Source organism: Streptomyces sp. AF1A (genome assembly GCF_047340315.1).
GTDB lineage: Bacteria > Actinomycetota > Actinomycetes > Streptomycetales > Streptomycetaceae > Streptomyces.
In genome coordinates this window covers 1-14,948 of the sequence record NZ_JBLEBI010000058.1, presented here as the reverse complement: position 1 = coordinate 14,948, position 14,948 = coordinate 1, and the positions used below count along the sequence as shown (strand labels likewise).

Below are 14,948 nucleotides of genomic sequence, written 5' to 3'. Positions count from 1 at the left end.
CCCTTTCCGGCGGCCGACGCAACCCCCGGGCCGTCAGAACCGTCGGTTCCGTTGGGGCAGGTGCTGATTCTCACGTCCATAAAAGACCGGATCGGACGCCCTTTGTCATATAGACGGGTGTTAGTTTTCGGAGCTGACCCCGAGACGGAAGCGAGCGTAGGGACCGATGGGACGAGCGGACGAGAGACGAGCGCGACAGCGCGGTGGCCACCGCGCCGCCCCGGGGCGCCGCCGATCCGCACCCACGGCGGACGCCAAGCGGCCCCTCATACGCCGGATCTTCACCTGGAAGAAGGTGCTCGGCACGTTCTTCGGGGCCTGCCTGCTGGGGATCGCGGCCTTCATCGGGCTGTACATGTACGTCGACATCCCCGCGGGCAACGCCGACGCCCAGTTGCAGAGCAACATCTACAAGTACAGCGACGGCACGATGCTCGCCCGCACCGGAACCCTCAACCGCGAGAGCGTCGACCTCACCGAAGTCCCCAAGGACGTCCAGCGCACCTTCGTCGCCGCCGAGAACAAGACCTTCTACCACGACTCCGGCGTCGACCTGAGGGGCACCGCCCGCGGTCTGCTCAACACCGTCAGGGGGCGCGGCACGCAGGGCGGTTCGACGATCACCCAGCAGTACGTCAAGAACTACTACCTCGACCAGAACCAGACCGTCTCGCGCAAGCTCAAGGAACTGGTCATCTCGCTGAAGCTGGACCGTCAGAAGTCCAAGGACTACATCCTCGCGGGCTACATCAACACCAGCTACTACGGACGCGGCGCCTACGGCATCCAGGCCGCGGCCCAGGCGTACTACCGCAAGGACGCCAAGGACCTCACGGTCGAGCAGGGCGCCTACCTCGCCGCGCTGCTGCAGGCGCCGAACCAGTACGACTGGGCCATCGCGAGCGACACCGGCAAGAAGCTGGCCGTCGCCCGCTGGAACTACGTCCTGGACAACATGGTCAAGCAGCACTGGCTCGACGCGGGCAAGCGCCAGTCCCTGCAGTTCCCGAAGCCGAAGGCACCCAAGACGGCCCCCGGCATGAAGGGGCAGACCGGCTATCTGGTGGACGCGGCCAACGCGACACTGGAGAAGCGGCTGGTCGCCGAGGGTCAGGCCGCGACCCTCGGTGACGCCGAGGCGCTGGTGCGCAAGGGCGGCTGGACCATCACGCTCAACGTCGACCGCACGAAGCAGAAGGAGCTGGAGCAGGCCGTCAAGGACCAGCTGACCAGCAAGCTGAACGCGAAGAAGCGCCGCGTCGACGCCAACGTCCAGCCCGGCGCCGTGTCCGTCGACCCCAGGACGGGCAAGGTCCTCGCCATGTACGGCGGTGAGGACTACTTCAAGCACTACACCAACAACGCGACCCGCCACGACTACCAGCCGGCCTCCACCTTCAAGCCGGTGATCCTCGCCGCCGCGCTCAACAGCGGCGCGACCACGCAGAACGGCAAGCCGATCACCGCGAACACGCTCTACGACGGCACCAGCCGCCGCCAGGTCGTGGACCACGGCACCAAGGTCGGCTTCGCCCCGCCGAACGAGGACGACGTGAGCTACGGGCCGATCACCGTCCAGAAGGCCATGAACCAGTCCGTCAACTCCGTCTTCGCGCAGATGGGCGTGGACGTCGGGATGCAGAAGGTCATGGACACGGCCAAGCAGCTCGGCATGGACACCGAGGGCATGCAGGCCGTGCCCGCCCAGACGCTGGGTTCCATGGGCGCGAGCCCGCTGGAGATGGCGGGCATCTACGCGACGCTCGACAACCACGGCAAGAAGGTCACCCCGGCGATCATCAAGTCGGCCGAGCACAAGGACCGCAGCGTCCACTTCCCCAACCCGGTGGGCGACCAGGTGATCAGCCGCCAGGCCGCCGACACGGTCACCTCCGTCCTCACCGGCGTGGTCGACGACGGCACGGCCCACCAGTCGGTGGCCGCCAACCCGCAGCGCGACGGACAGCAGGTCGCCGGCAAGACGGGTACGTCCGACAACAACAAGTCGGCCTGGTTCACCGGCTACACGCCGCGCCTGGTCACCTCGGTCGGCCTGTTCGGCGAGGACGCCAAGACCCACGCCCAGGTTCCGCTCAAGGGCGCCACGGGCCTCATCACCACGGGCGGCGGCCGCATCAACGGCGGGGGCTACCCGGCGCAGATCTGGGCCACCTACACCTTCGGGGCGATGGGCAGCGTCAGCAAGTTCGACCTGGACACCACGCAGGGCGCGGCCGTCCAGCCGAGTGAGACGCCGTCGCTCTCCCAGAGCCCGTCCGACACGCCGTCGCAGACGCCGACCAGCAAGGCGCCGACGTCCCAGCCGCCGAGCCGGACGCCCACGCAGACGCCGACCCAGACCCCGACGCAGACGCCCACGCAGACCCCGACGCAGACGCCCACGCAGACGCCGACGGGCGGCATCACCCCGCAGAATCCGCTCGACCCGCGCGGCCAGTAGCGCGACAGACGCCGAGGGCGCCCGGCACATCGCCGGGCGCCCTCGGCGCATCCACGGGGTGATCACCCCCGGTTCAGCTCGAACCACACCACCTTGCCGGTGCTCAGCCGGGTCGCACCCCAGCGCCGGGCCAGCCTGTTGACCAGGTACAGGCCGCGCCCGCCCTCGTCCGTGGCCCGGGCCTGGCGCAGGCGCGGCAGTTGCGGCACGTCGTCACCGACCTCGCAGCGCAGCACGTGCGTGCGCAGCAGCCGCAGGGTCACCGGCCGGGACGCGTACCGTACGGCGTTCGTCACGACCTCGCTGACCAGCAGCTCCACCGAGTCCGTCAGCTCCTCCAGGTCCCAGCGGGCCAGCGCCCGCCGGGCCAGCCGGCGGGCCTGGCCAGGAGCGGAGTCCTCCGGCTCCAGCGTCCAGTAGGCGACATCGCTCGGTGCGATCCCGTCGAAGCGGGCCGCCAGCAGCGCGATGTCGTCGTCCCGGTCGCCGGGGCCGAGCATGTCCAGGACCTCGTCGCACAGCGCCTCCAGGGGCGGCGGATGGTCCGGGCCGGTCAACTGCGCGGTGGCGGCGAGCCGTTCGCGCAGCTGCTCTATGCCGGTCCACACGTCCCGCAGCCGGGACTCCACCAGGCCGTCCGTGTACAGCAGCAGCGTGGCCCCGGCGGGCGCGTCCAGCTCGACCGCCTCGAAGTCCACCCCGCCGACACCGATCGGCGCGCCCGGCGGCACCCGGAGTACCTCCGCCCGGCCGCCCAGGTGCAGCAGCACGGGCGGCGGATGGCCCGCGTTGGCGATCGTGATCCGGTGCGTGACCGGGTCGTAGACGGCGTACAGGCAGGTCGCCATCCGGTCGGTGCCCAGGCGCTGCGCCTGCTCGTCCAGGTGGTGCAGCACCTCCTGCGGAGGCAGGTCGAGCCCGGCCAGGGTCTGCGCGGTGGTGCGCAGCTGGCCCATGATCGCCGCCGAGGTCATGGAGTGGCCCATGACGTCGCCGACCACCAGCGCGACCCGGCTGCCGGGCAGCGGGATCGCGTCGTACCAGTCGCCGCCGACCCGCGCGGTCTCCGCGGCCGGCAGGTAGCGGCTGGCCAGGCGGACTCCGGTCGGGCGGGGCAGGGTCTCGGGCAGCATGGTGCGCTGCAGCTCGTCGGCGATGTAGGCCTCCCGGCCGTACAGCACCGCCTTGTCGATGCCGAGCGCGCTGTGCGTGGCCAGCTGCGCGGCCACCAGCAGGTCGTCCGCCTCGAACGCCGGACGCTCCGGGCGGCGCAGGAACAGGGCCGCGCCGATCACCCGGCGCCGGCCGCGCAGCGGCGCGAGGATCGCGTGCTGCCCGGAGGGCACGAGCGCCTCGGCGCACGCGCCGAGCAGCTCGGGCAGCGCGGAGCGGGCGGCGGGCGCGTCCGCGAACACCGGCCGCACCCCGCGCAGCACCTCGTTCAGCGCGCCGCCGGGCCGCACCTCGCACAGCTCGGTCGTCTGCGACGACAGCTCCGCCAGCACGCTCTGCTCCGGCTCCGGCTCGAAGGCCGGCGGCAGCAGCACCCCCTCGGTGTCCCGCTCCTCCGGGATCCGGTCGGTGCGGCGCAGCCGCAGCACCACCGGACCGGTGGGCCGCTCGTCGCCGACCGGCAGCGGATCGCGCAGATAGACCAGGATGGCGTCCGAGAACGTCGGCACGGTGGCCCGGCACAGACCCATCACGATCTCGTCCAGGTCCAGGCCGCGGGCGATCCGCCGGGTGGCCGCGCCCACGAACCGCAGCCGGTCCCCGTCGCGCCGCATCGGCATCGGCCGCCCCGGCGGCAGTCCCCGCCCGGTACGGCGGTCCTTTCCGCCCGGGGCCCGCTCCTGCTCGGCACCGGGCTGCGGGGGGATGGCCTCCGGCGCGGGGCGCGGGCGATGGGCGGCGCCGGGTTCGGCGATGGGCTGGGAGTGCTCGGGACCGTTGACTGGGGGCTCCTTCCCCTTGCCGTCCTTTCCCCTGCCGCGGGGCGTGGCCGTGCCCGCCCGGGCGGGCGTCCCGTCGGCCCGCGTCTGCACGGGTAAGGCCGGTGTGCCGGGTGACGTCGGGGTACGCACGAGTGCCCCGCGGCCCTCCGCGGGGTCGGCGCCCGGCTGGGGGCGCTCGAAGGAGGTGGGCTGCTCCGTCACGCGTGTCGCATCCATCCGTCCGGGGCTGCGCGTTCGGCGCGCAGTGGGTCCCGCAGAAGTCCCGATACCCGCAATGCGTGCCCCAGGAACGGATTCTCCGCGTGGTCAGAGGTTGCTCCTGTGCCACCGGCGTGGCCTGTGCGGCCGGCGGTGCCGCCCTGATACCCCTCGTTCACGTTCTGGCCGCCCCTCGGTGACGATCGGTCAAGCCCGGCGCAAGCCCCGGTAGTTGTCGCTTCTCAACGCCCTTGCGGAGGACGATCCTACGTTTCTTGCCCGGGGGCGCATCAAGGGTCTCATGAGGACACGTGCGCGGGCGTACGGTCCCAGTCCTCGGGGAGTGACGGTACCGCCCAGGACGGATCCGGGCGCCAGTGCTGCCAGCCGTCCGTGAACGGCGGTCCCCAGGCGCGGATCACGTCCACCGCGGCCCGCCCCGCCGCCCGGACCCGCTCGGCGGTCGAGGCGTCCATCAGCCCGTCCCGCTGGGCCTGCGCGAACTCGTCCTCGTCCCGCCAGTGCCAACTGCGGTCGGGGTGCACGGAGATGTCCAGGAAGTGGTCCTCGGAGTCCACCCCGCCCGTCCAGCGGACCAGCGGCTCCTCCAGGTTGACGTACCAGTTCTTGAACCGCCAGCCCGGTTCCCAGAACAGCCACACCGACCAGGGCCGGCCGGGCTGGGCCAGCTTCAGCACGCCGGTGCCGAACCAGCGGTCCCGCCGCACCGTGCGCGGCTTGGTGTACCGGGACTCCAGCGGCTCCAGATGCACCGGCGTGCCGTCGGCCAGGACCGGCCGCACGCACTCGGTGCCGGGCGCCAGCCACACCGCGAGCAGGTCGGCGTCGTCGCGTACGACGGTGACGGGCCGCACGATGTGGAAGCGCTCGCCGGCGTTCTCCCGGTAGCGCCACAGGATCCGGGTGCCCGGCGCCCAGTACGTCGCAGGTCCCGCCGCCACCCGTCCCACCGCTCCGTCGTCCGTCATGCACAGATATTAGGTGCCGCGGGCACACGATGCTGCGGCGCCCGTCACGGTCGGGGAGCGGTGGCCGGAAACGTTCACCCGCCGTTACGGGTGCGTCATCCGCAGGACGTCGAGCGCCTCGTCGAGCTGCTCCAGGGTCAGGTCGCCGCGCTCGACGTACCCGCTCTCCAGCACGACCTGGCGGATCGTCTTGCGTTCCGCGAGGGACCTCTTGGCGACCTTCGCGGCCTCCTCGTACCCGATGTACTTGTTCAGCGGGGTCACCACGGACGGCGACGACTCGGCGTACTCGCGGGCGCGTTCGCGGTCGGCGGTGATGCCGTCGACGGTCCGGTCGGCGAGCAGCCGCGAGACGTTGGCGAGCAGCCGGATCGATTCCAGGACGTTCTTCGCGATGACCGGGAGCATGACGTTCAGCTCGAAGTTCCCGGCGGCGCCGGCGGTCGCGATGGTGGCGTCGTTCCCGATCACCTGGGCGGCGACCATCAGCACGGCCTCGGGCACGACCGGGTTGACCTTCCCCGGCATGATGGACGACCCCGGCTGCAGATCCGGCAGCCGGATCTCGGCGAGCCCGGTGCGCGGCCCCGAGGACATCCACCGCAGGTCGTTGGCGATCTTCGTCAGTCCGACCGCGATGGTCCTGAGCTGCCCGCTGGTCTCCACGATCCCGTCCCGGGCGCCCTGCGCCTCGAAGTGGTCGCGGGCCTCGGTGAGCGGCAGCCCCGTGACCCGGCCGACCTCCTCGATGACGGCGGCGGAGAAGCCGGGCGGCGTGTTGATCCCGGTCCCGACCGCGGTGCCGCCGAGCGGCAGTTCGGCCAGCCGGGGCAGCGAGGCGCGCAGCCGCTCGACCCCGTACCGCACCTGGGCCGCGTATCCGCCGAACTCCTGCCCGAGCGTCACCGGCGTCGCGTCCATCAGGTGCGTCCGCCCGGACTTGACGACGTCGGCGAACTCCTCGGACTTGCGCTGCAACGAGGAGGCGAGATGTTCCAGCGCCGGGATCAGGTCGTGCGTGACCGCGGCCGTGGCGGCGATGTGGATCGAGGACGGGAAGACGTCGTTGGACGACTGCGAGGCGTTGACGTGGTCGTTCGGGTGCACGTCCCGGCCGAGCCGCTCACTGGCGAGGGTGGCGACCACCTCGTTGGTGTTCATGTTGGACGACGTCCCCGAACCCGTCTGGAACACGTCCACCGGGAAGTGCTCGTCCCACATGCCCTCGGCGACCTCCCCGGCCGCCTCCTGGATCGCCTGCGCGACGTCCTTGTCCAGCACCCCGAGTTCGGCGTTGACCTTCGCCGCGGCCGCCTTGATCCGGGCGAGCGCCTCGATGTGCGCGCGCTCCAGGCGCCGGCCGGAGACGGGGAAGTTCTCGACGGCGCGCTGTGTCTGCGCCCGCCACTTGGCGTGGGTCGGGACCCGGACCTCGCCCATGGAGTCGTGCTCGATGCGGTATTCGCTCATGCCGGGTACAGCGGTCCGGGCGGTGCGGATGTTCCGCCGGCTGCGCCGTCCGGGGGCCAGACCGCGGCCTGCTGCATTGGCCCCACTCACGTCACCGGGTCGGGGGACCGGGCCGTCGGCCGCCGGGCGGGACGCGCCGGATGAGGTGATGATCGGCCCAAGGTGACATGGCGACTCCGGACCGTCACCACGGCCCGCAGGAGGACGGATCGATGAACATAACTGTGAAGCGCATGCTCGGCACCGGCACGGCGGTGGTCATGGGCGCGGCAGTACTGCTCGGCGCGGGCGCCGGCACCGCCGGCGCCGACGGCGACAGCCACCGAGGGCACTGCGACCGCGGCGAACGGGGCATGTGGACCGGCAGGCCCGGCACCGACGTGATCGCCCGTCGCTGCGGCACTCTGCCGGACGACCGGCGCAGCTGGGCCAGGGTCGAGATCGACACCCTGGAGGAGACCTACTACAAGACGGAGTATCTGGACGGCGGGGTCGACCGGAAGGCGACCGTGCACGACGCCACCGTCCGGTGCATGGGTTACCTCCCCCAGGGCGACTCGGTGCACTGGTTCGGCTGCGTGCCCGACTGACCCGCACCGGTGCCCGGGGACGCGGTCGCCGCGCCCCCGGGCACCGGGAGGGTCTCGCCGTCCGCCGGCAGGCCCGGTCCGGGACCCCGCGGGTCCCGGCCGGCCCTACGCCAGGCCCGGGCCCCGGACCGGAATCGACGTGAACGTCGGCTGCGGGGCCGGGTCCTGGAAGAAGTCGTTGCCCTTGTCGTCGACGACGACGAACGCCGGGAAGTCCTCGACCTCGATCTTCCAGACGGCCTCCATGCCCAGCTCCTCGTACTCCAGGACCTCGACCTTCTTGATGCAGTCCTGGGCGAGACGGGCGGCCGGGCCGCCGATGGAGCCGAGGTAGAAGCCGCCGTGCGCCGCGCACGCGTCCGTGACCTGCTTGCTGCGGTTGCCCTTGGCGAGCATCACCTTGGAGCCGCCCGCCGCCTGGAACTGCTCCACGTAGGAGTCCATGCGGCCGGCCGTCGTCGGGCCGAAGGAGCCGGAGGCGTAGCCCTCGGGGGTCTTCGCCGGGCCCGCGTAGTACACCGGGTGGTCCTTCAGGTACTGCGGCATCTCCTCGCCCGCGTCCAGCCGCTCCTTGATCTTCGCGTGCGCGATGTCGCGGGCGACGACCAGCGGGCCGGTCAGCGACAGGCGGGTCTTGACCGGGTACTTGGTCAGCTCGGCGAGGATCGTGTCCATCGGCTGGTTGAGGTCGATCCTGACGACGTCGCCGGACTCGTCGAGGTGCTCGTCCGTCGTCTCCGGCAGGAACCGCGCCGGGTCGGTCTCCAGCTGCTCCAGGAAGACGCCCTCGGGGGTGATCTTCGCCAGCGCCTGGCGGTCGGCGGAGCAGGAGACGGCGATGGCGACGGGGCAGGACGCGCCGTGCCGGGGCAGGCGGACCACGCGGACGTCGTGGCAGAAGTACTTGCCGCCGAACTGCGCGCCGATGCCGATCCTCTGGGTCAGCTCGAAGACCTTCTCCTCCAGCTCCTTGTCCCGGAAGCCGTGGCCGAGCGGCGAGCCCTCGGTGGGCATGTTGTCCAGGTAGTGCGCGGAGGCGTACTTCGCGGTCTTCAGCGCGTACTCGGCGCTCGTGCCGCCGACGACGATCGCCAGGTGGTACGGCGGGCAGGCGGCCGTGCCCAGCGAGCGGATCTTCTCCTCCAGGAACTTCATCATGGAGGCCTCGTTCAGGACGGCCTTCGTCTCCTGGTAGAGGAACGACTTGTTGGCGCTGCCGCCGCCCTTCGCCATGAACAGGAACTTGTAGGCGCCGCCGTCCGTGGCGTACAGCTCGATCTGCGCCGGCAGGTTGGAGCCGGTGTTCTTCTCCTCCCACATGGTGAGCGGAGCCATCTGCGAGTACCGCAGGTTCAGCTTGGTGTAGGCGTCGTGGATGCCGTGCGAGAGGTGCTTCTCGTCCTCGCCGGCCGTCAGCACGTTCTGCCCGCGCTTGCCCATGACGATCGCCGTGCCGGTGTCCTGGCACATCGGCAGCACGCCCGCCGCCGCGATGTTGGCGTTCTTCAGCAGGTCCAGCGCGACGAACTTGTCGTTGCCGGACGCCTCGGGGTCGTCGATGATGCGGCGCAGCTGGGCGAGGTGGGCCGGGCGCAGGTAGTGCTGGATGTCGTGGATGGCCTCCGCGGCCAGCTCGCGCAGTGCCTCCGGCTCCACCTTGAGGAAGGTCCGCCCGTCGGGCCCCTCGACCGTGGAGACGCCCTGGGACGTCACCAGTCGGTAGGGGGTGGTGTCCTCTCCCACAGGGAGCAGATCGGTGTACGCGAACTCAGGCATCTCAGCCCATTCCTCACTCTGACGGACGGCGCCCGTCAACACCGACGGGCCTCACCAGCGTAGAACCTGCCGCCGACGGCGAACCTGTGAGGTAAGGCTCAGTCGCCGCGCGGGCTCTGGGCACCGCTTTCACCCGCCCCCTAGTCGCGATCTATCGCGTTTCGGTACGCTGCTGCCGTGGACCTTCAGAAGCCCGCCCGAACCCAGGACGCCGCACCGCGCGTCACCGAACTGCGCGCCTCGGACGCCGACCGCGACCGGGTCGCCGACATCCTGCGCGAGGCCCTCGCCGAGGGCCGGCTGACCGCCGACGAGCACGCCGAGCGCGTGGACGGCGTGCTCAACGCCAAGACGGTGGGGGAGCTGGAGGTCTTCATCCGGGACCTGCCCGCCGCCCACCAGCACGCCGCCGCCCCGGCCTACACGCCGGTCCCCTCCCGCCCCACGCCGGGCGCGATCCCGGCGGAGGCCGACGCCAACGTGGTGGCCGTCTTCAGCAGCGCCTCGCGCCGGGGCCGCTGGCGCGCCGGACGCCGGCTGCACGCGTTCTCGGTCTTCGGCAGCGTGGAGATCGACCTCAGCGAGGCGATCTTCGAGTACCAGCAGGTCGTCATCAAGGCCGTCTCGGTCTTCGGCGACATCCAGATCCGCGTCCCGGAGAACGTGTCGCTGCGCGGCACCGGCGGCGGCGTCCTCGGCAACTTCGAGGTGGACACGCTGGACTCGGTCGAGACCGACGCCCCGGTCGTGTACGTGGACGGATGGGCCGTGCTGGGGAACGTGGAGGCGCACCCCAAGCGGGGCAAGCGGGTCGCGGACATCCTGGAGCGGGTGCAGAGCAAGGTGGACCGGAAACTGGAGCGCGTCCAGGACAAGGTCGACCGGAAGCTGCGCAAACACCTGGACCGTTGACGGTCGCGAATCCGCCGGTGAACGGAAGGGTCCGGTCCGCCCGCGGCGCAGGTCCGGGGGCGTGAACGAGCCGCCGCGCGCCCGCTGTTGGGGACGCAGTGCATAGGCGCGCGCACAGCGGGTAGGCCTTGCTGCATCGTCTCTCGCTCGCGAAGCCGTCGTCAGGAGTAGACCGTGCTGCAACCGCCGCATTCGTCCCTGCAGGTAGCTGCCGTTCCGGCCCAGCGGGTGCCAGCGCGAGACAGGGACCAGGACGCGCCCTGGCACACCGAGGCGGTGTGCCGGCGGGACGAGGCGGGCCTGTTCTTCGCCCCGTCGAAGGAGCCGACCGCCGCCCGGCTGTCCCGCGAGGAGGCGGCCAAGCGGGTGTGTGCCCGCTGTCCGGTCATGGTCGAGTGCCGCGAGCACGCCCTGCTCCAGCCCGAGCCGTATGGCGTGTGGGGCGGTCTGACCGCGGCGGAGCGCCGCGTGGTCCTGGCCCGGCGCCGCCGCCGGGAGCTGGAGCTGAAGAAGACGGCGCGGGCGGCGGCGGAGAACCGCATAGCCGGCTAGTCGGCGAACCCGGGCGCCCCCTCCGCACAGGGGGCGCCTCTTCGTGTGGGGGCGGGGCTGCGGCGCCACCGGCCCCGGCGGCTACTTGGCGCGGTCGAAGTCGATCGCGCTGTAGGCCCGCAGCTTCCTCAGCCGGTGCTCGGAGTCGATCTTGCGCACGGTCCCGGACTTCGACCGCATCACGATCGACTCGGTCAGCGCGGTCTCCGACCGGTACCGGACCCCGCGCAGCAGCTCGCCGTCCGTGATGCCGGTCGCGACGAAGAAGACGTTCTCGCCCGACACCAGGTCGTCGGTGGTGAGCACCCGGTCCAGATCGTGCCCGGCGTCGATGGCCCGCTGCCGCTCCTCGTCGTCCTTGGGCCACAGCTTGCCCTGGATCGTGCCGCCCAGGCACTTCACGGCGCAGGCCGAGATGATGCCCTCCGGTGTGCCGCCGATGCCCAGCAGCAGGTCGACGCCCGTGCCTTCGCGCAGCGCGTAGATGGAGCCGGCGACATCGCCGTCGGAGATGAGCTTGATGCGCGCGCCGGCCTCGCGGACCTCCCTGATCAGGTTCTCGTGCCGGGGCCGGTCGAGGATGACGACGGTGACGTCCTCCGGCGCGGACCTCTTGGCCTTGGCGATGCGCTTGATGTTGACGGCCACGGGCGCGTCGATGTCGACGAACTCCGCCGCCTCGGGGCCGGTGACCAGCTTGTCCATGTAGAACACGGCGGACGGGTCGAACATGGCGCCGCGCTCGGCGGCGGCCAGGACGGCGATCGCGTTCGGCATGCCCTTGGCGGTCAGCGTGGTGCCGTCGATCGGGTCGACGGCGATGTCGACCTCCGGGCCGGTTCCGTCGCCCACGTGCTCCCCGTTGAAGAGCATCGGGGCCTCGTCCTTCTCGCCCTCGCCGATGACGACGACACCGTTCATCGACACGGTGGAGACGAGGGACCGCATCGCGCGCACGGCGGCACCGTCGGCGCCGTTCTTGTCGCCGCGCCCCACCCAGCGCCCCGCGGCCATCGCCGCGGCTTCGGTCACCCGGACGAGTTCCAGGGCGAGATTGCGGTCGGGAGCCTCGGCGGGAACATCGAGCTCGGACGGCAGATGATGATTTTCGGTCATCGGAGCGCACCTTTCTGATACGACGACGGCCGGATGAGGGTGTGCCCCCGACTCTATCGTTGAGCAGACAAAATGAGCAGGGGACCCCACGGATGAGCGCTTGGGGCACCTGCGACGATAGAGGGCGTGGCAGGTTCGAACGGCAAGCAGAAGACCACCAGGGACATGGTCCTCTCCCTGGTCCTGATCGGCATCGCGGCGGTGGCCATCTACTTCATCGGCATCCCGCACGACGATCACGCCCCCGACCTCCAGCGGGTCGACTACCAGGTCGAGCTGGACACCGCCCGCCGGGCGGCGAGCTACCCGGTGGCGGCGCCCGAGGGCCTGCCGAGCACCTGGAAGGCGACCTCCGTACGCTTCCAGGGCGAGGACGGCGACCGCTGGCACCTGGGTTTCCAGACGCCGGACTCCCAGTACGTGCAGATCGAGCAGTCCGTGCAGAAGCGGGCCGGCTTCATCGACCAGGCCAGCCAGGGCGCCTCGGCGACCAGGCGGACCGAGCGGATCGACGGCCGCACCTGGACCCGCTACACCGGCGGCCGCTACGACGCCCTCGTCCTGGAGGACACGCCCGGCTCCACGACGGTGGTGGCCGGCACGGCGTCCTTCGCCGAGCTGACGAAGATGGCGGCGGCGCTGACGATGCGGTGACCTCCCGGCATGCGAGAAGACCCCCGGCGGTGCCGGGGGTCTTCTGCTGTGCGGATCCGTGCGAGGCCGCTCAGACGGTCGTGACGACGTCCTCGTAGGCCAGGCGCGGAGAGCGCGGGAACCAGGCGTCCGGGCCCGGCTTGCCGATGTTGACCACGATCAGCGGGGTGTGGTCGTCGTCCAGGAACTCCTTCTGGACGCCGGCGGCGTCGAACCCGGTCATCGGGCCGGCGGCGAGGCCCGCGGCACGGATACCGATGATGAAGTACGCGGCCTGGAGGGTGGCGTTCAGGGCGGCGCTGCCCTCGCGCGCCGAGCGCTCGCCGAAGAAGAGGTCCTTGGCCTGCGGGAAGTGCGGGAAGAGCTCCGGCAGCTCCTCGTGGAACTCGTTGTCCGCGGAGAGGATCGCGACCAGCGGGGCGGAGGCGGTCTTCGGCTGGTTGCCCTCGGCCATGTGCTGCACGAGGCGCTCGCGGGCCTCGGGGGAGCGGACCAGCGTGACGCGCAGCGGCGACTGGTTCATGGAGGTCGGGCCGTACTTGACCAGGTCGTAGATCGCCTGGACCTGCTCGTCGGTGACCGGCTCGTCGGTGAAGGTGTTCGCGGTGCGGGCCTCGCGGAACAGCAGGTCCTGGGCGGCGGGGTCGAGAACGAGAGACATGGCTCGGACTTTCTGAGTGGCGCTCCGAAATACCGGACCGCGGTCCGGATCGGCTGACGGAACCAGACCCTACGCCGCTTAAGTTCAACCTTCAACTACAGTCGGGGCGTGGTGGCCCGCCTCACAGCCGGCGCGTCCTCACTCGGCGTCCTCCTCCTCGGCCTCCTCGGCCAGCGCGGCGTCCAGCCGGGCCCGCGCTCCCTCCAGCCAGCGCCGGCACACCTTGGCCAGCTCCTCACCGCGCTCCCACAGCGCCAGGGACTCCTCCAGCGTCGTACCACCCGCCTCCAGGCGCCGTACGACCTCGATCAGCTCGTCCCGCGCCTGCTCGTACGACAGCGCCTCGTCCACCTTGCCGGTCATTCGCCCACCTTCACCGTGAATTCACCGTCGGCGACGCGCGCCCGCAGCGCCTCGCCCTCCGTCACCTCGGCCGGGCCGCGCACCACGTGCCCGTCCGCCCGCTGCAGCACCGCGTAGCCGCGCTTCAGCGTGGCCGCGGGGGACAGCGCCACCACACGCGCGTGCGTGTGCGTCAGCTCCGAGTCCGCGCGGTCGAGCAGATGCCCGAGCGTGCGCCGGCTCCGGTCGACCAGCGAGGCCACATGGTCGGCGCGCTCGTCCACCATCCGGTGCGGATCCTCCATGCACGGCCGGGCCAGCGCGTGCGCCAGCCCCCGCTCCTCGCGCTCCACGGACGCGCGCACGCAGCGCCGGGCGCGGTCGCGCAGCATCCGCACCCGCTCGAACTCCTCGCCCACGTCCGGCACGACCTTCTTCGCCGCGTCGGTCGGCGTGGAGGCGCGCAGGTCGGCGACGTGGTCCAGCAGCGGATTGTCCGGCTCGTGGCCGATCGCGGACACGACGGGCGTACGGCACTGCGCCACCGCGCGCACCAACTGCTCGTCGGAGAACGGCAGCAGGTCCTCCACGCTGCCGCCACCGCGCGCGACGATGATCACGTCCACGTCCTCGAGCTCGTCCAGCTCCTTGACCGCCTGCACGACCTGCGGGACCGCGTGCACGCCCTGCACGGCGACGTTGCGCACCTCGAAGCGGACGGCCGGCCAGCGGTGCCGGGCGTTCTCCAGCACGTCCCGCTCCGCCGCCGAGGCCCGCCCGCAGACCAGCCCGATCAACTGCGGCAGGAACGGCAGCGGCTTCTTCCGCTCCGCCGCGAACAGCCCCTCCGCCGCGAGCGCCTTCTTCAGCTGCTCCAGCCGCGCCAGCAGCTCGCCGACGCCGACGGGCCTTATCTCGGCGGCGCGCAGGGAGAGCTGGCCGCGCGGGGCGTACCACTCCGGCTTCGCCAGGACGACGACGCGGGCGCCCTCCCCGACCACGTCGGCCACGGCGTCGAACACCTGCCGGTAGCAGGTCACGCTCACCGAGATGTCGTACGACGGATCCCGCAACGTCAGGAATACGACCCCCGCGCCGGGCCGCCGCGACAACTGCGTGATCTGTCCCTCGACCCACACCGCCCCGAGCCGGTCGATCCAGCCCCCGATCAGCCGGGAGACCTCACCGACGGGCAGGGGGGCCTCAGGGGTCGTGTTCACAGCCATGCGCCCGAGCGTAACGGTCGCCTCCGACAGCGGGTCCGACGCGCCG

The 14,948-nt window shown here is 71.5% G+C and carries 13 protein-coding genes; 5 read left to right on the top strand and 8 right to left on the bottom strand.

Annotation, left to right across the window (positions count from 1 at the left end):
- Positions 1–166: 166 nt before the first annotated feature.
- Positions 167–2,461 carry a transglycosylase domain-containing protein gene (locus ACLU3S_RS17935; RefSeq protein WP_413952884.1) on the top strand — a complete coding sequence of 765 codons (2,295 nt, stop codon included), beginning with the start codon at positions 167–169 and terminating at the stop codon, positions 2,459–2,461.
- A 62-nt stretch (positions 2,462–2,523) separates the two neighbouring features.
- Here the strand turns inward: ACLU3S_RS17935 and ACLU3S_RS17930 are convergent, their stop codons facing one another.
- From ACLU3S_RS17930 to ACLU3S_RS17920, 3 genes are all read right to left on the bottom strand, one after another.
- Entirely contained in the window at positions 2,524–4,617 is a 2,094-nt protein-coding gene (locus ACLU3S_RS17930) for a SpoIIE family protein phosphatase (RefSeq protein WP_413952883.1), read from the bottom strand.
- A gap of 296 nt (positions 4,618–4,913) precedes the next feature.
- A complete protein-coding gene (locus ACLU3S_RS17925) occupies positions 4,914–5,603 on the bottom strand; it encodes a DUF402 domain-containing protein (RefSeq protein ID WP_413952882.1) in 690 nt (229 codons plus the stop codon).
- An 84-nt stretch (positions 5,604–5,687) separates the two neighbouring features.
- A complete protein-coding gene (locus ACLU3S_RS17920; RefSeq protein WP_413952881.1) occupies positions 5,688–7,073 on the bottom strand; it encodes a class II fumarate hydratase in 1,386 nt (461 codons plus the stop codon).
- A gap of 212 nt (positions 7,074–7,285) precedes the next feature.
- Here ACLU3S_RS17920 and ACLU3S_RS17915 point away from each other — a divergent pair, with 212 nt between their 5' ends.
- Complete coding sequence (locus tag ACLU3S_RS17915; protein WP_413952880.1) at positions 7,286–7,663, top strand: hypothetical protein; 378 nt, start codon at positions 7,286–7,288, stop codon at positions 7,661–7,663.
- 105 nt (positions 7,664–7,768) lie between these two features.
- Here the strand turns inward: ACLU3S_RS17915 and ACLU3S_RS17910 are convergent, their stop codons facing one another.
- A complete protein-coding gene (locus ACLU3S_RS17910) occupies positions 7,769–9,439 on the bottom strand; it encodes a fumarate hydratase (RefSeq protein ID WP_413952879.1) in 1,671 nt (556 codons plus the stop codon).
- Between the two features lie 177 nt (positions 9,440–9,616).
- Here ACLU3S_RS17910 and ACLU3S_RS17905 point away from each other — a divergent pair, with 177 nt between their 5' ends.
- Together ACLU3S_RS17905 and ACLU3S_RS17900 are read left to right on the top strand one after the other, a co-directional pair.
- Positions 9,617–10,351 (top strand): DUF1707 SHOCT-like domain-containing protein, encoded by a 735-nt coding sequence (locus tag ACLU3S_RS17905; protein ID WP_413952878.1) that lies wholly within the window; start codon positions 9,617–9,619, stop codon positions 10,349–10,351.
- A gap of 174 nt (positions 10,352–10,525) precedes the next feature.
- Entirely contained in the window at positions 10,526–10,903 is a 378-nt protein-coding gene (locus ACLU3S_RS17900) for a WhiB family transcriptional regulator (protein ID WP_413952877.1), read from the top strand.
- Positions 10,904–10,984: 81 nt separating this feature from the next.
- Here ACLU3S_RS17900 and glpX read toward each other — a convergent pair whose 3' ends face one another.
- A complete protein-coding gene (gene glpX / locus ACLU3S_RS17895; RefSeq protein ID WP_413952876.1) occupies positions 10,985–12,019 on the bottom strand; it encodes a class II fructose-bisphosphatase in 1,035 nt (344 codons plus the stop codon).
- 126 nt (positions 12,020–12,145) lie between these two features.
- On the opposite strand from glpX, the gene ACLU3S_RS17890 reads away from it, so the two are divergent.
- On the top strand, positions 12,146–12,673 hold the full coding sequence (locus tag ACLU3S_RS17890; RefSeq protein ID WP_413952875.1) for a DUF4245 domain-containing protein: 528 nt from the start codon (positions 12,146–12,148) through the stop codon (positions 12,671–12,673).
- A gap of 70 nt (positions 12,674–12,743) precedes the next feature.
- Here ACLU3S_RS17890 and ACLU3S_RS17885 read toward each other — a convergent pair whose 3' ends face one another.
- The 3 genes from ACLU3S_RS17885 to xseA all read right to left on the bottom strand — a co-directional run bounded on the left by ACLU3S_RS17885 (position 12,744) and on the right by xseA (position 14,902).
- The gene (locus tag ACLU3S_RS17885; protein ID WP_413952874.1) at positions 12,744–13,334 is read right to left on the bottom strand and encodes a malonic semialdehyde reductase; all 591 of its coding nucleotides are present in this window, start codon (positions 13,332–13,334) and stop codon (positions 12,744–12,746) included.
- 138 nt (positions 13,335–13,472) lie between these two features.
- Positions 13,473–13,697 (bottom strand): exodeoxyribonuclease VII small subunit, encoded by a 225-nt coding sequence (locus ACLU3S_RS17880; protein ID WP_067120176.1) that lies wholly within the window; start codon positions 13,695–13,697, stop codon positions 13,473–13,475.
- Positions 13,694–14,902, bottom strand: a complete 1,209-nt coding sequence (xseA, locus tag ACLU3S_RS17875) for an exodeoxyribonuclease VII large subunit (protein ID WP_413952873.1) — start codon at positions 14,900–14,902, stop codon at positions 13,694–13,696. The genes ACLU3S_RS17880 and xseA overlap by 4 nt, the downstream gene beginning before the upstream one ends.
- Positions 14,903–14,948: the final 46 nt, after the last annotated feature.

Bases quoted from the DNA above. Each gene is read 5' to 3' on its own strand.
- ACLU3S_RS17920 (WP_413952881.1), bottom strand. From the start codon at position 7,073: ATGAGCGAATACCGCATCGAGCACGACTCCATGGGCGAGGTCCGGGTC.
- glpX (WP_413952876.1), bottom strand. From the start codon at position 12,019: ATGACCGAAAATCATCATCTGCCGTCCGAGCTCGATGTTCCCGCCGAG.
- ACLU3S_RS17885 (WP_413952874.1), bottom strand. From the start codon at position 13,334: ATGTCTCTCGTTCTCGACCCCGCCGCCCAGGACCTGCTGTTCCGCGAG.
- xseA (WP_413952873.1), bottom strand. From the start codon at position 14,902: ATGGCTGTGAACACGACCCCTGAGGCCCCCCTGCCCGTCGGTGAGGTC.
- ACLU3S_RS17925 (WP_413952882.1), bottom strand. From the start codon at position 5,603: ATGACGGACGACGGAGCGGTGGGACGGGTGGCGGCGGGACCTGCGACG.
- ACLU3S_RS17910 (WP_413952879.1), bottom strand. From the start codon at position 9,439: ATGCCTGAGTTCGCGTACACCGATCTGCTCCCTGTGGGAGAGGACACC.
- ACLU3S_RS17880 (WP_067120176.1), bottom strand. From the start codon at position 13,697: ATGACCGGCAAGGTGGACGAGGCGCTGTCGTACGAGCAGGCGCGGGAC.
- ACLU3S_RS17915 (WP_413952880.1), top strand. From the start codon at position 7,286: ATGAACATAACTGTGAAGCGCATGCTCGGCACCGGCACGGCGGTGGTC.
- ACLU3S_RS17935 (WP_413952884.1), top strand. From the start codon at position 167: ATGGGACGAGCGGACGAGAGACGAGCGCGACAGCGCGGTGGCCACCGC.